The sequence below is a fragment of the Actinomadura flavalba DSM 45200 genome (genome assembly GCF_000374305.1).
In the GTDB taxonomy this organism is placed as follows: Bacteria; Actinomycetota; Actinomycetes; order Streptosporangiales; family Streptosporangiaceae; genus Spirillospora; species Spirillospora flavalba.
In genome coordinates this window covers 495,768-510,090 of record NZ_KB894095.1, presented here as the reverse complement: position 1 = coordinate 510,090, position 14,323 = coordinate 495,768, and the positions used below count along the sequence as shown (strand labels likewise).

Below are 14,323 nucleotides of genomic sequence, written 5' to 3'. Positions count from 1 at the left end.
ATCACCTCCTCGCAAGGACCGTACGGTAGACGTCCGACAGCCGGGCGCGCGCCCGCGTCCAGGTCAGCGTGGAACGGACATGGTCGCGGCCGCGTGCGCCCATTTCCCGCGCCATGTCGGGGTATTCAAGCAAAATCCGGATCGCTCGGGCCAGTTCCGCCGGACGGTCGGGCGGGACGAGCCGTCCGTGCTCCCCGGCCATCAGCTCCCGCACCACGGGCAGATCCGACGCGACGACGGGCACGCCCGCCGCCATCGACTCGATCACCTTCAGCGGCGCGCATCCCTGCTCGACGTTGCGCGCGCAGCCGGTGAGCGGCGCCACCGAAACCTCCGCGTGCGTGAGCCAGCCCGCGACCTCGTGGTGCGGCAGCGTGAACCGCCAGTCGACCCGGTCCGCGACGCCGAGCCGTTCGGCGAGCCGCCGCAGCGGCTTGGCGCGCCGCTCGGGCACCGAGGCGCAGACGACGAGCCGCAGGTCCGTCAGGTCCGCGAGGCGGGCGAAGGCGCGCAGCAGCACGTCCAGGCCCTGCCACGGCTGGAGCGCGCCGACGTAGACCAGGTACCGCGCCGGGGCGCCGGCGGGCCGCGCGGCGGGGGCGTTCGGCGTCGCCCCGTTGGGCACCAGGTGGATCTTGTCTCCGGGCACGCCGAGCGCGCGCAGCCGGTCGCCGATGACGCGGGACGGGACGACGACGGCCGCGCTGCGCTCCAGGCAGTCCAGCTCCAGGTCCCGGATCTTGGCCAGCGCCGCCGGCGCCGCCCACGGCCACGTGTGCGTCATCTCGATCGACGGCAGCCCGTTCACCTCGAACACGACGGGCGCGTTCCCGGCGAGCGCGGGCAGCGCGCCCCACGGATCGCGGACGTGGACGAGTTCGAGCGTGTCCCGGTGCGCGTCCAGATGCCGCCCGACCCAGCCGGAGAACGCCTCGGCGCGGTCGATGAGGTTCGGCACGGCCGCCGCGAACCGCGCGATCTCCCGGCCGCCCTCCCGCTGGTAATCGGGCAGCCCGCCGCCACCCAGCACGGCCAGCAGCCCGCCGTCGAACCGGGTGAACAACTCGTCGGCCATCTGCGCGATGTGCACCGCCGACCCCTTACTCGACGGAAACCGATCGAACGCGACATACGCCGCCCGGTGCTTCATCCGCGCCTCCCACACAAGACGATCCGACCGTCCCGTCCGGAGCCGCGCGGCCCGATGGGGTGGTGTGCGCGGCTCTGATCCGAGGTGGCCGGGTCGCTGCGGCCGATGTTGCGTGGCCTGGTGGTGCGGGGTGTGCGGCTCTGGTCCGAGGCTGCCGGGTCGTTGCGGCCGGTGACGCGTGGTCCGGGGGTGCGGGGTGCGCGGCTCTGGTCCGAGGTGGTCGGATCGTTGCGGCCGGTGACGCGTGGTCCGGTGGTGCGGGGTGTGCGTGGCTCGTTGGAGTCGGTCGGGGCGTTGCGGTCGGTGTCGCGCGGTCCGGTCGGGGGCGGGGCGCAGGGCGTGGGGGCGTGGGGCTTCATGGGGCGCCTCGTTGCCAGGTGATCTGGTCTTTCAGGCCGACGTCCAGGGGGACGGCCGGGGTCCAGTCGAGGAGGGCGGCGGCGCGGGTGGGGTCGGCGTGGGTGCGGGGGACGTCGCCCGGGATGGGGGCGTGCGCGGTGATGCGGGGTTCGATGCCCAGGTGGTCGCTGATCAGGGCGATGGCGTCGTTGACCGACGTCGGTTCGCCGCTGCCCACGTTGACGACCGTGCCGGGCGGGAGGGTCGCGCGGACGGCGGCGGTCGTCGCGGTGACGACGTCGCCGACGTGGGTGAACGAACGCAGGGCGGTGCCGTCGCCGAAGACGGGGAGCGGGCGCCCGGCGAGGGCGGCGGCGATGAAGCGGTGGAAGGCCATGTCGGGGCGCTGGCGCGGGCCGTAGACGGAGAAGTAACGCAACACGGTCACCGGCAGCCCGGCGTCGGCGGCGGCGCGGGCGAGGCGTTCGACCTCGGCCTTGCTGCGCGCGTACGGGCTGGCCGGGGCGAGCGGATCGTCCTCGCGGCTGGCCCGCGCGCCCGCCGGCCCGTACACCGACGAGCTGGACGCCACGACGACCTTCGTCCCGCGCCGCGCGCACGCCTCCAGCAGCCGCCGCGACGCCACGACGTTGTCACGCTCCACCGCGGCCTCGCCGGGCCCCCACGAGTCGCGGACGCCGGGCCGTCCGGCCAGGTGCACGACGACGTCGGCCGCCGCGAGCGGCGCGAGATCGTCCACGGCCAGGTCGAGTTCGAGCGGGACGACACCGGCGCGCCCGCCCAGCCACCGCCACCGCTCCCGCGTCACCCCGGGCGTGAGCGACCGCCGGGGCGCGTCCACGGCGACGACGTCCAGCCCGTCCCGCGCGACCGCCTCGACGACATGACTCCCGACGAACCCGGCAGCCCCGGTCACGACCATGCGCACCAGCGCACTTTATCCGCCCATGACCCACCCGACGATGGCCGCCTCCGGCCGTCCCCGCCCGCGCCGACCGTCGCCGGGGACGCGGGCTGAGGGCGTCACTTCATGCGGTGGGCGCCCTTGGGGCGGGGGAGCAGGAGGAGCAGCGCCTTGCCGGAGAGCCACTTGAGGAGCTGGTAGGTGATGAGGCCGAGGCCGATGATGGGCAGGGCCAGCAGGACGATCTGGAGGCCCGCGACGAAGAGTTCCAGGGGGCCCGCGCCGTTGGCGGCGGCGCGGCCGAGGTCCTGCATCATCTGCCAGTCGGTGCGGACGAGGTCGGGGACGCGGGCGGCCAGGATCGTGAGCTGGACGATCAGCGCGGGAAAGACCGCCAGCACCCAGAACGTGACGACGGCCTGCGGCCAGCGCTTGAGGGCCTTGAGGCGGTCGTCGGCGGGGCGGCGGAGGACGGCGCGCTTGAGGATGGGCCCGATGTACTTGAACAGGTCGGGGATGCCGCACAGGTCGGACATGATGTAGTAGCCGTCGAACCGGAGCGTCGGCAGCAACTGCTGGAGGATCTCGAAGTTCACGTAGAGCATCGCCACCAGCAGCGGCGGGAAGCCCGTGTACAGGTAGACGCAGGTCAGCGCCGTCACGAAGATCGTGTTGAAGTAGACGCCGCCGAGGTCGGTGCGGATGCGCCCGGCGCGGCCGAGCCGGTACGACTCGGTGATGTCGGTGTAGAACGCGGGCCACACCAGGTAGATGCCGCAGCCCATGACGCCGGGCCGCACGCCGCTGTAGCGGCAGGCCGTCGCGTGGCCGACCTCGTGGAAGACGCACGAGGCGATGGCCAGGCCGAGCACCAGCAGGATCGTCAGCGGCGCCAGCAGTACGTGCCGCAGCGCGTCGCCCATGGACTGCGTGCCGAACAGGTAGATCTCGCAGCACACGAACGCCGTCACCATGAGGACGACGACGGGCGGCCGGAACAGCCAGGAGAAGACGCCGCCAATGAACCAGGTGGCCTTCTCCGGTGCGACCGACATCCGGTAGCGCAGCGACAGGAACGGGTTCGCCTTGACGATCGGCGGCGCCTGGCCGTCGAGGTAGGTGGTGATGCCGAGCGGGGCGAGCTTCTTCTCGGTGAGGAACGCGACCTGCTCGGCCGTGATGCGCGCACCGGCCGCCGCGCTGACGGCGTCGGCGACGACGGCGAGCGCCGCCGCCGGGTCGCGGTGGCCGACCAGGTGCCGGTGGTCGTGCAGGATCTTGACGACGAGGAACAGCAGCGCGGGAAGCTGGACGAGCTGCCGGTTGGGCAGCGAGACGAGCTGCTGCGGCTCCTTGTACCCCGAGTTCTTGAACTCGCCCACCAGCTCGGCCCCTTCGACCAGCGTCGGGAAGACGAGCCGGACCGGGGGAGCGGCGCCGCCGTCCACGGCCGTAGTCACAGGCGTGCTCATGAGGTTCCTCGGGATTCGACGGAGAGCGAGGGGCCGGGGGGACGGGTGCCGCGCGTCAGTCGATCTCGACGACGCCGGGCACGCAGGTGACGGTGGTGCTGGCCTGCTGCGCGAACAGGCCGGTGCCGAGCAGGCCCGGCGTGCCCTCGTAGCGGGTGGTCTGGCACGCGTAGTGGACCTGGGTGTTGGACTCGGTCGCGGCCGGTGACATCACCGAGAGCAGCAGCCGGTCCGGCAGGACCTCACCGGACAGGGCGGCCAGTTCCGCGTCGCTGAAACGGTACTTGTGGGCCATGTCGGGCCTCCGTGGCTGGACTTACGGGATGATCACGTGCAGGGAAGGACGGCCCGGAGGCCGAACATCGAAGGAAGGGCCGGCGGCATGCCACCGGCCCTTCCCCCTGGATGCGCACGGGCAGAGCCCGTAGCGCACGCCGATGTCAGACTCAGTGGCCGGAGACCGCGGTGCCCGGGGCGCAGGTGAGCGACGAGGCGTCGTTCTGCGCGTGCAGGCCCACGAGCTGGAGCAGGCCACCGTCGGGGCGGCTGATGTTGCTCTGGCAGGCGTTGCTCACGACCGTGGAGCCGGGGCCGTGGTCGCTGCCGCCGTGGTTGCCGGCGTTGTTGTACGAGTCGCCGTCGCCACCCGCGAGGAGCGTGGACAGCACCGCGCGCTCGGGCAGAACTTCGCCGGCGAGCATGTCCAGCTCGGCGTAGCTGAAGGACTTCATGATGATTTCCTTTCTCCCCTGTGCACACCCGGCATTTCGAGGACGCCAGATGTCGCCCGCCCAAATCTGTCGGGCAGGTGACCCTAGGTATATCAGCCGTGACCGAGCGCATCAAAGTGAATGTGGGAGCCGGTCAACCTCTCGTGCGGCATAAGCGTCATCGCGCCCAAAACGGGTCCGAGAAAATCGCCTTATAGGGGATGCGGGATGCCGTATCGCCGGGGAAGAAAAACCTTACTCCGTTGACAGCCCGGAACGTGGTTGCCGGATTCCGGGCTTTTCTCCGCTGCTTTTCAAGATCATTTAGCGGGTCGACGTCCCCGGCTCATCGGTGAATGCCTCCGGGCCGTGTCGGTGATATCGCTTTTTGGGCGTCGCGCAAGGCGATGATGGACGCAACAAACCACTTTTCGTATGTGTGCCGGATCGTCATCGGTGCACCCCGCCGACGCGGCTCAGCCGCCGTCCTTCTTCTTGAGCGCCGACGGCTTGTGCACCGCCTTCTTGCCGGACTTGTCGCTCTTGACGAGGTACTGCGGGTCGTCCTCGGACGCCGCCACCTCGCGCCCGGCCGCCTCGGTCCGCTCCGTGATCTCCTCCTCGACCGTGCCCGGCACCTCCGTGCCGTGGCTCCGCCAGCTCACGTGGTCGCCCTCGGCGGGCGCGCCGTCCTTCTTCCCTGCCATGCCTCAGTCCTCCTGTGCGTGCTTGGTCGCCGCGACGTCCGCGACGACGAACCGGCTGCGCGGCTGCGCGGGCGCGCGGAACGGCGGAATCCGCAGGTCCTGCGGGGGAACGGTGTAGGTCATCCAGCGGGTGAGCGCCCGCACGCCCACCTTCATCAGGTCGGTGGTCAGCCAGTCGGCCGGGCACCGGTGCCCGTCGTTGGGGTCGCCACCGCCCTGCGGCACGAACTGGTACGCGTTCGGCTCCCACCCCCGGAACCGGTCGGGCCGGAAGCCGTCCGGGTCGCCCCAGATCCGCGGGTCGTGGTTGATCCCGTGCAGGTCCAGCAGCGTCAGCCGCCCCGCCGGGAAGTGGTGGCCCTCCCAGTCGAACGACCGGGCCGCCTTCGCCGCCGTCACCGGGAAGAACGGATAGAACCGCCGTACCTCCTGGACGAAGTAGTCCAGGTCGACGGGGTCGTCGCCGGTGCGCAGCCGCTCGCGCCACGACGGGTCGCTGTGCAGCGCCATCGCGGCGAACATCGTCCACCGCGCGCTCGCCACCACCGGCCGCAGCAGGTTCAGCAGCTCGACGGCCGCGGTGTGCCGGTCGAGCAGCGCGCCGTCGTCGCCGGTGTGGCGCGCGACGACGCTCAGCGGCGAGCCGTCGTCGCGGCCCTCGGCACGGGCCCGCAGGACGAACCGCCCGGCCCAGCGCTCCGCCTCGGTCCGCGCGATCCGGCCCCGCAGGTAGCGGGGACCGAGCGCGGCGGGCGCGTCGATCGTCGCCATGAGCTGCGCGGCGACGATCCGCGCCCGGCGGTCGTCCAGCGGCGGCAGCCCGGCCCACCGGCACACCGCCCGGGTCAGCAGCAGGCCGACCTCCGCGAACAGCTCGACCCGCGACCGGCCCGACCACGACGGCAGCGCCTCCCGCCACTCCCGCGCCAGCAGCTCCGGGAGCGCGTCGCGGTCGTCGGTCGCCACGAGCCGCATGAAGATCCCGCGCTTGCGGCGCCGGTGCCCCGCGCCGTCGAGCGTCTGCACGCCGCCCTCGCCGAACAGCGTCTTCAGGACGCGGGCGGGCATGGCGCCGTGCCGGACGAACCGCGACTCGTCGTAGAACAGCCGCACCGCGTCCGCGCCGGTGACGCACGTCGCCGCTTGGCCGAGCAGCCGCGTCTCGAACACGTCGGCGCCGGCCTTGCGGGCGCGGTCCTGGACGAAGGTGTAGGGCCGCGCCAGCAGCGCCACGGTCGCGTCGAGATGATCGAGCGGAGTCGGCTTCATACCGTTCCGCCTACCCTGCCCGGCGCTGCCCGAGGTATCGCGGGCGTAAGAAGATCGCCTCGACTCAGCGTGCGCGGGCGACCCGCGTCTCGTCCCAGACCGGATCGGACGAGGGGTACACCGCGCCGTCCGCCCCGAACACCAGGAACCGGTCGAGGGACCGCGCGAACCACCGGTCGTGCGTGACCGCCAGCACCGTGCCCTCGAACGCCTCCAGCCCCTCCTGCAACGCCTCGGCGCTGGCCAGGTCGAGGTTGTCGGTGGGCTCGTCGAGCAGCAGCAGCGTCGCGCCGCCCAGCTCCAGCAGCAGGATCTGCAACCGCGCCTGCTGCCCGCCCGACAGCGTCTCGAACGGCTGCTCGGCCGCCGGATGCAGCTCGTACCGGGCCAGCGCGGACATCGCGTCGTTGCGGAACCGGGCGTGCTCGGTCATGACGATCTCGCACGGCGTCCGCCCCGCGAGGTCGGGCCGGGCGTGCGTCTGCGCGAACAGGCCGGGGACGACCCGCGCCCCGAGCCGCCCGACGCCGGTGTGCGCGATGGGCTCCACCGGCGCGGCCCCGCGCGGCAGCTCGTCCGCCGCGCCCGCCAGCAGCCGCAGGAAGTGCGACTTGCCCGACCCGTTCGAGCCGAGCACCCCGATCCGCTCGCCGAACCAGATCTCGGTGGAGAACGGGCGCATGAGCCCGGTCAGCTCCAGGTCCTCGCAGATGACCGCGCGCTTGCCGGTGCGCCCGCCGCGCAGCCGCATCGTGATCCGCTGGTCGCCCGGCGGCACCTCCGGCGGACCGGCCTCCTCGAACTTGCGCAGCCGCGTCTGCGCCGCCTGGTAGCGGGACGCGAGCCCGTCGTTGTACGCGGCCTTGTTCTTCAGCATGTTGACGAGCTGCTTGAGCTTGGCGTGCTCCTCGTCCCAGCGGCGGCGCAGCTCCTCCAGCCGCTCGTTGCGGTCGCGGCGGGCCTGCGCGTACGTGGCGAACCGGCCGCCGTGCACCCACACGGTGCCCGCCTCGACGGTCACGATCCGGTCGGCGGCGCGGTCGAGCAGTTCCCGGTCGTGCGAGACGAGCAGCACGGTCTTGGGGGTCTCGCGCAGCCGTTCCTCCAGCCACCGCTTGCCGGGGACGTCGAGGTAGTTGTCGGGCTCGTCCAGCAGCAGCACCGCGTCGGGGCCGCGCAGCAGCGCCTCCAGGACGAGCCGTTTCTGCTCCCCGCCCGACAGCGTGCCCACCTCGCGCCAGCGGCACCGGTCGTAGGGGGTGCCGAGCGCGGCGACGCAGCAGGCGTCCCACAGGACCTCGGCCTCGTAGCCGCCCGCGTCGCCCCAGTCGGCGAGGGCGGCGGCGTAGCGGAGCTGGGTGGGCTCGTCGTCGCGCTCCATCATGGCCAGCTCGGCGTCTTCCAGAGCTTCCCCGGCCTGACGCACACGTTCGGGCGCGACCGACAGCAGCAGGTCGTGCACGGACACGTCATCGCGCACGCTGCCGATGAACTGCCGCATGACGCCGAGGCCGCCGCTGTGGGCGACCGTGCCCTCCTGCGGGGTCAGGTCGCCGGAGATCATCCGCAGGAGGGTCGTCTTCCCGGCGCCGTTCGGGCCGACCAGCGCCGCCGTGACGCCTTCGCCCACCCGGAACGACACGTCCAGCAACAGCAACCGCCCGTCCGGCAGTGCATGACTCACATGCCCGACTTCGACGTGCCCCATCGCGTGTTCCCTTCCCGTGACCGACCTTCGAGTCTGCGCACGTCAGCACGGGAACGCAAACGGTTATCCACCGGCGGCGGCAAACCGTTCGGGAGTGTCCCCGGGGGTCGGTACGCTCGTCCCCGTGAGTCGAGAAGGTGTGACGCCGCAGAGCGAGGATTTCTCCGCCTGGTACAACGAGCTGGTCATCGCGGCGCAGCTCGTCGACCGGGGGCCGGTGCGCGGCACGATGGTGATCCGGCCGTACGGGTACCGGGTGTGGGAACTGCTCCAGTCCGATCTGGACCGGCGCATCAAGGAGGCCGGGCACGACAACGCCTGCTTCCCGATGTTCATCCCCGAGTCCTACCTCAAGCGCGAGGCCGAGCACGTCGAGGGGTTCTCGCCGGAGCTGGCGGTCGTCACGATCGCGGGCGGCAAGGAGCTGGAGGAGCCGCTGGTCGTGCGGCCCACCTCCGAGACGGTCATCGGCGAGTACATGGCCAAGTGGATCGACTCCCACCGCGACCTTCCGCTGCTGCTCAACCAGTGGGCGAACGTCGTCCGCTGGGAGATGCGGCCCCGCATGTTCCTGCGCACCACCGAGTTCCTCTGGCAGGAGGGCCACACCGCCCACCTCGACGAGGCCGACGCGATGCGCGAGACGATGTGGGCGCTGGACGCCTACGCGAGCGTCGCCCGCGACCTCGCCGCGATGCCCGTGATCCCGGGGGAGAAGACGCCCGGTGAGCGGTTCGCCGGCGCCGTCCGCACGTACACGATCGAGGCGATGATGCGCGACGGCCGCGCCCTCCAGGCGGGCACGAGCCACTACCTCGGCACCAACTTCGCCAAGGCGTTCGAGATCCAGTACCAGGACGAGTCGGGCAGCCTGGAGCTGGCCCACACGACGTCCTGGGGCATGAGCACCCGCATGATCGGCGGTGTGATCATGACCCACGGCGACGACAAGGGGCTCGTGCTGCCCCCGCGCCTGGCGCCGTACCAGGTCGTCATCGTGCCGATCGGCCGCAAGGAGCAGGGCGAGGCCGCCGCCGCCGAGGCCCGCCGCCTCGGCGCCGCCATCAAGTCGATGGGCTTGCGCGTCCACGTGGACGACAACCGCCCCAACCTCTCGCCCGGCTACAAGTTCAACGAGTGGGAGATGCGCGGCGTCCCGGTCCGCATCGAACTCGGCATGCGCGACATCGAGGCCGGGGTCGCCACGCTCGCCCGCCGCCTGCCGACGGTCGAGGGCCAGGGCAAGGAGCAGATCCCGCTCGACAAGCTCCCCGAGCTGCTGCCCGGCATCCTCGCCGAGTTCCAGGCGTTCCTGCTGGCCCGCGCCGAGACGTTCCGCGACGAGCGCACCGCCGACGCCGACACCTGGGACGCGTTCGCCGCGCAGGTCGCGTCCGGCTGGGCCCGCGCGCTGCACTGCGGCCGCACCGCCTGCGAGGACGAGATCAAGGCCGAGACCGCCGCCACCCCCCGGTGCATCCCGCTGGACGCACCGGAGGAGGCGGGCGCCTGTGTCCGCTGCGGAGAGCCGTCCGCCTACGGCAAGCGCGTGATCTTCGGCCGGGCCTACTAGGGGTCTTTCGGGCCACGCGGTCTAGGCCGCGTGGCTCGCCCGGGCGCCGCGCCGCTCGCCGTCGTGGTCGTCGGCGTCGTCGCCCTCGTTGTCGTCGAGCGGCGTCGAGTGCCGGTGGCGGTGCAGGTACGGCTGGAGGAACCAGAACCAGCCGCACAGCACCAGGAGCGCCACGGCGGTGAGGGTGGCCGCCAGGTTGGTCAGCAGCGTCTCGATGATCAGCGTGGTGGAGGAGATCACGGCGACGGCGAGCGCCAGCGCGCCCCAGATGCCGAACTGGTTCGCCCGCCGCACCAGGCGCTTCTTCTGCCCGGCCATGAACAGGACGCGGTGCTGGATCACGGGCGCGATGAAGCAGACCGACGCCAGGGCCGAGGCGTACAGCGCGACGTAGTAGAGCACCTCGCCGCCGCCGTCCACTTCTTCCCAGCGGGAGGCGAAGGGGACGGTCAGCAGGAAGGCGAACAGGACCTGGACGCCGGTGACGGCGACGCGGATGCCCTGGAGCAGTTCGACGAGCTGCCGGTCGACGCGTTCGGCGTCGGTCTCGTCTTTGGGGGAAGCGGTGGTCGTCATGAGTCGCCCTTTACCCAGGGGAAACGTCGTTAGCCGCACCCGGGACGAAACGCGAGATCAGTTCGCGTCCGCCGTGAGGACGCGCAGCGCGAGCATCGACACGTCGTCGCGCAGATCGCCGTCGCAGAACTCCAGCAGCGACCGCTCGACCGCCCCCAGCATCCGCTCGGCGGGCTGCCCGGCGGTGCCCGCCAGCACCTCCAGCAGCCGTTCCTCGCCGAACCCCTCCCGGCGCGGGTCGCACGCGTCCAGCACGCCGTCGGAGTACAGGAACAGCGTGTCGCCCGACCGCAGCTCGATCGTGTCCAGCCCGGCCTCGAAGTCCTTGAACAGCCCGAGCGGGACGCCGCCGCGCGACGCCGACCGGATCACGCCGTCGGCCCGCACCACCAGCGCGGGCGGATGCCCGGCGATGCCGAGCGACGCCGTCACGTGGTCGTCGCCGATGAGCAGCTTGGCCAGGACGGCGGTGACGAACCGGTCCTCGTCCAGCAGCGACTCGTTGACGGTCTCCAGGATGTCGGCCGGGTCGTCCTTCCACCGCGACACCAGCCGCACACCGTGCCGCGCCGTCGCCGTCACCGCCGCCGCGTCCTCGCCCTTGCCGCAGACGTCCCCGAGCACCAGGCCCCAGCCGTCGCGGGACCGGAACACGTCGTAGAAGTCGCCGCCGACCTCGGCGCCGTCGGTCGCCGCCATGTACCGGGCGGCCACGTCCACGCCCGCGATCGACGGGAGGCCACGCGGCAGCAGGCTCGCCTGGAGCGTGTCCGCGACCTCGGCGCGCCTGCGGTACAGCCGGGACGCGCGGATCAGCAGCGCGAGCTGCCGGCCGACGCGCTGCACGACGGCGAGGTCGGTCAGCTCGAACGGGCCCTGCTCGCCGCCGCTGGCCAGCGTGATCGAGCCGACGCAGCGGTCGCCGTCCTCGATCGGCACGCACAGCACCGTCGTGGCGCCGATGCGGCGTGCGACCGGCTGCCCGTCCGGGCAGGCGCCGAGCAGGTCGATGTCGTCGACGTGCGGGTGCAGGGCGCTCTGCGAGGAGGTGAACACCGTGGCGGGGACCGTGCCCTCGGCCGGGACGAGGTCCTCCAGCGTGCGGGCGGCGTCGTGCGCGTCCTCGTCGTCGGCGGGGCCGAGGACGACCTGACGGCGCAGCGACTCCACCGGGCGGGCGCCCGGCGCCGCGCTGCCGGGCACGACGAGGTCGATGAACGCCCAGTCGGCGAGTTCGGTGGCGAGCAGCCGCGCGCAGCGCCGCACGGCGACGGTCTCGTTGAAGACGGGCTCGTCCAGCAGCAGTTCCCCGGCTGCGGCGAGCACGTCCATGCGGTGGGTGATGCGGGCGACGGCCTCGTCGTCCTGCGGGGCGGCGCGCTTGGCCTCCGCCTCCTTGATCAGCGGCGTCGTGGTGGGCCCGGCGACGGCGACGATCATCGGATCGGGCTCGCCCCGAATCCACACCCGGGCCAGCGTGACGACGGCGTCGACCGGCTGCTCGCGGCCCAGGAACCGGACGGGGACGCGGCGGCGCTGGCCCGTCCGCACGACGGCGGCGAACTGGGACCGCAGCGGCGCGCGGGTCGCCAGGTCGCAGAAGGCGGTGAACTGCTTGCCGGAGACGTAACCCGACGACGTGCCGAGCAGCGCCGCCGCCTGCCGGTTGGCGCGGCGGACGCTGCTGTCGCGGTCGAGCAGGAACAGCGGGACGGGCGCGTCCTGGAAGACGGTGCGCAGGACGCGGCGCTCGCTCTCGGCGGCGGCGGCGCCGCCGGTGGCGTTGCCGTGGCCGGTGCCGAGGGTCTGGAGGGCGGCGACGGCCAGGTCGAGTTCGGCGAGCGCGGCATCGAGCGTGGCGCGGGCGTCGGAGGAGGGCATGCCCGCGGCCTGCCGCAGTTCACCGACGCGGATTTCAAGGTCGGCGACCTCGCGCAGGACCGTCCCAGGGTCGAGCGGGTCGGCCATCGGTGTACTCCCGGTAAGGACATGCGAACGAAGAGAAACGGCGGTGCGATCCCGCCGAGCGCAGCTTATGCCTGATCCGCGCAAACGGTGCCAAGACCGTTCAGAGCAGGCCCTGATCTACCACGATGCGCTCCGCGAGCGCGGTCAGCTTCACGTGCCGGGTCTGGGAGATGCGGCGCATTTCGGCGAACGCCTCGTCGGCGCCGCAGCCCAGCGCGTGCATGAGGATGCCCTTGGCCTGGTCGACGACGGCGCGCGACTCGACCGCCTCCTGGAGCTGGACGGCGGTGCGGTGCACGTCGCCGTAGTGCAGCGAGTTCGACAGGGCGTTGCTGCCCTGCGCGACGAGCAGCGAGGCGAGGGCCTGGCGTCCCGCGCCGAGCGCGCGGGGGGTGACGCCGTAGAGGGTGAGCGTGACCAGGACGGGCTCGCTCAGGTGCGGCGTGGTGGAGAAGCAGCGCACGCCCCGGCGGAGCAGGTCGGCGGTGGTCTCGCTCCAGCGGGTCTCGGCGAGGATGTCGTCGGACCCGGCGGGCCGCCGCGTGCGCACGACGTCGAAGACGGGACCGCGCCCGCGCGCGATCTGCCGGTCCATGGCGTCGGCGAGGTCGGGGTGGCTGGCGGCGGACGCCAGCGGCTCGGGCCGCTCGTCGTCGTCGGCGGGCAGCGCCCACCGGACCGCGGACGCCCCGGCGCAGCCGCGCACCGCGCGGGAGGCCAGCTCGGTGACGCGATGCAGCGTTCCCGCGTCGGAGGACTCGCCCACCACGCCGAGCCGCGCGATCTCCACGGCGAGCTGGTCCGTCAGGACGGCGTCGGTCGTCGGCACGACACCGACGGTACCCGGTCGCGGCTCCCGCCCGGACCGCCAGGCGAAGTCCGACGCGGGAGGGCGCGCGCGGGTGTGCCGCCGTCCGCCGCGTGCCTGCTTGACGGGCGTCGCGGCCTCCGGCGGGCCGTCGTCGACGGCGAGCGCCCACGGGTCGCGGGTGTCGCGCGGAGGGGCGGGTTTGCCGGGTGGGGGAGTCATGGGTTCGCGGGTGCCTTGGTGATGGCGGCCAGGGAATCGCCGGAGCCGCCGTCGGACAGGGTGATGTCACCGAGGGTGACGATGCCGATGGGGCGCTGGGCGTCGTCCACGACGGGGAGACGGCGGACGGCACGTTCCCGCATGAGGTGCAGCGCGGTGCCGGTGTCGTCGTCGGGGCCGACCGTGGCCAGCTCGGCCGTGCACACGTCGCCGAGCGAGGTGACGGCCGTGTCGCGGCCGTCGGCCACCGCGCGCACGACGATGTCGCGGTCGGTGACCATGCCGCAGAGCCGTCCCGCGTAGGTGACCAGCACATCCCCGATGCCCTCGTCGCGCATGACCCGGGCCGCGTCGTGCACGGTCGCGTCGAGGGGCAGAGCCTGCGGATGCGCGGTCATGACGTCGCCGATTCTCCGTGCCATGCCGGTGCGCACCTCCTTGTAAGGCGCGCTCTACCCGCGAGGGGCCGCCCTATGCGGGCGCCGGGTCAAAAGGCGAAGACGCCGCCGGTGACCGCGTGCATGGCGCAGGCGTTGGAGTACGTCTGGCGGAACGCGACCGGGCGGCCCCGCCAGGTGCCGCGCGCCTCGGCGGTGACCGGGTCGTACTGGAGGGTGCAGGCGACGCCCTCGTTGCGGCGCTCGAACTCGCCGCCGGACGCGGCGAGCTCGGCGCACGCGCGCAGCGGCGCGGGGTGGGTGCCGTGCGGGGGCTCGCAGTACAGGCGGACCTGCCGGGTGCCCGACGTCGTCTTCTCCGGGAACGTCAGCGTGAGCCGCAGGCTGGTGCCGGTGAGGGGGAGGGGCGCGGCGGTGGCCGGGAGCGCCGGGGTCAGGACGAGCGCCGCGCCGCCGAGGGCGGTCGCGGCGAGGGCGGATGCGAGCGGGGATGCCACG

Annotated in this window: 14 protein-coding genes; 1 reads left to right on the top strand and 13 read right to left on the bottom strand. The window is 72.8% G+C overall.

The annotated features are described in order from the left end of the window. Position 1 precedes the first annotated feature (1 nt). The 8 genes from C229_RS0115490 to C229_RS0115455 all read right to left on the bottom strand — a co-directional run bounded on the left by C229_RS0115490 (position 2) and on the right by C229_RS0115455 (position 8,280). On the bottom strand, positions 2-1,090 hold the full coding sequence (locus C229_RS0115490; RefSeq protein ID WP_240487276.1) for a glycosyltransferase: 1,089 nt from the start codon (positions 1,088-1,090) through the stop codon (positions 2-4). 415 nt (positions 1,091-1,505) lie between these two features. Next, positions 1,506-2,432 (bottom strand): NAD-dependent epimerase/dehydratase family protein, encoded by a 927-nt coding sequence (locus tag C229_RS30800; protein WP_018655989.1) that lies wholly within the window; start codon positions 2,430-2,432, stop codon positions 1,506-1,508. Between the two features lie 101 nt (positions 2,433-2,533). Further along, positions 2,534-3,886 carry a hypothetical protein gene (locus C229_RS0115480; RefSeq protein WP_155884852.1) on the bottom strand — a complete coding sequence of 451 codons (1,353 nt, stop codon included), beginning with the start codon at positions 3,884-3,886 and terminating at the stop codon, positions 2,534-2,536. A 55-nt stretch (positions 3,887-3,941) separates the two neighbouring features. Beyond that, positions 3,942-4,181 (bottom strand): hypothetical protein, encoded by a 240-nt coding sequence (locus C229_RS0115475; protein WP_018655987.1) that lies wholly within the window; start codon positions 4,179-4,181, stop codon positions 3,942-3,944. A gap of 151 nt (positions 4,182-4,332) precedes the next feature. After that, positions 4,333-4,617: a hypothetical protein gene (locus C229_RS0115470; RefSeq protein WP_018655986.1), complete on the bottom strand. Its 285-nt coding sequence runs from the start codon at positions 4,615-4,617 to the stop codon at positions 4,333-4,335. Between the two features lie 455 nt (positions 4,618-5,072). Beyond that, positions 5,073-5,303 carry a hypervirulence associated TUDOR domain-containing protein gene (locus C229_RS0115465; protein ID WP_018655985.1) on the bottom strand — a complete coding sequence of 77 codons (231 nt, stop codon included), beginning with the start codon at positions 5,301-5,303 and terminating at the stop codon, positions 5,073-5,075. Between the two features lie 3 nt (positions 5,304-5,306). Further along, positions 5,307-6,572 carry a cytochrome P450 gene (locus C229_RS0115460; RefSeq protein WP_018655984.1) on the bottom strand — a complete coding sequence of 422 codons (1,266 nt, stop codon included), beginning with the start codon at positions 6,570-6,572 and terminating at the stop codon, positions 5,307-5,309. Between the two features lie 64 nt (positions 6,573-6,636). Further along, positions 6,637-8,280, bottom strand: a complete 1,644-nt coding sequence (locus C229_RS0115455) for an ABC-F family ATP-binding cassette domain-containing protein (RefSeq protein ID WP_026313830.1) — start codon at positions 8,278-8,280, stop codon at positions 6,637-6,639. 124 nt (positions 8,281-8,404) lie between these two features. Between C229_RS0115455 and proS the strand changes: the two genes are divergently transcribed. Next, the gene (proS, locus tag C229_RS0115450; protein ID WP_240487275.1) at positions 8,405-9,853 is read left to right on the top strand and encodes a proline--tRNA ligase; all 1,449 of its coding nucleotides are present in this window, start codon (positions 8,405-8,407) and stop codon (positions 9,851-9,853) included. A 21-nt stretch (positions 9,854-9,874) separates the two neighbouring features. Here the strand turns inward: proS and C229_RS30795 are convergent, their stop codons facing one another. The 5 genes from C229_RS30795 to C229_RS0115425 all read right to left on the bottom strand — a co-directional run bounded on the left by C229_RS30795 (position 9,875) and on the right by C229_RS0115425 (position 14,322). Beyond that, complete coding sequence (locus C229_RS30795; protein WP_018655981.1) at positions 9,875-10,429, bottom strand: DUF6328 family protein; 555 nt, start codon at positions 10,427-10,429, stop codon at positions 9,875-9,877. 57 nt (positions 10,430-10,486) lie between these two features. Beyond that, positions 10,487-12,397 carry a SpoIIE family protein phosphatase gene (locus tag C229_RS0115440; protein ID WP_018655980.1) on the bottom strand — a complete coding sequence of 637 codons (1,911 nt, stop codon included), beginning with the start codon at positions 12,395-12,397 and terminating at the stop codon, positions 10,487-10,489. A gap of 100 nt (positions 12,398-12,497) precedes the next feature. Further along, positions 12,498-13,427: a GAF and ANTAR domain-containing protein gene (locus C229_RS30790; RefSeq protein WP_018655979.1), complete on the bottom strand. Its 930-nt coding sequence runs from the start codon at positions 13,425-13,427 to the stop codon at positions 12,498-12,500. Further along, the gene (locus tag C229_RS0115430; RefSeq protein WP_026313829.1) at positions 13,424-13,849 is read right to left on the bottom strand and encodes a CBS domain-containing protein; all 426 of its coding nucleotides are present in this window, start codon (positions 13,847-13,849) and stop codon (positions 13,424-13,426) included. Before C229_RS0115430 ends, C229_RS30790 begins: the two co-directional genes overlap by 4 nt. A gap of 65 nt (positions 13,850-13,914) precedes the next feature. Then, positions 13,915-14,322: an SSI family serine proteinase inhibitor gene (locus C229_RS0115425; protein WP_018655977.1), complete on the bottom strand. Its 408-nt coding sequence runs from the start codon at positions 14,320-14,322 to the stop codon at positions 13,915-13,917. Position 14,323: the final 1 nt, after the last annotated feature.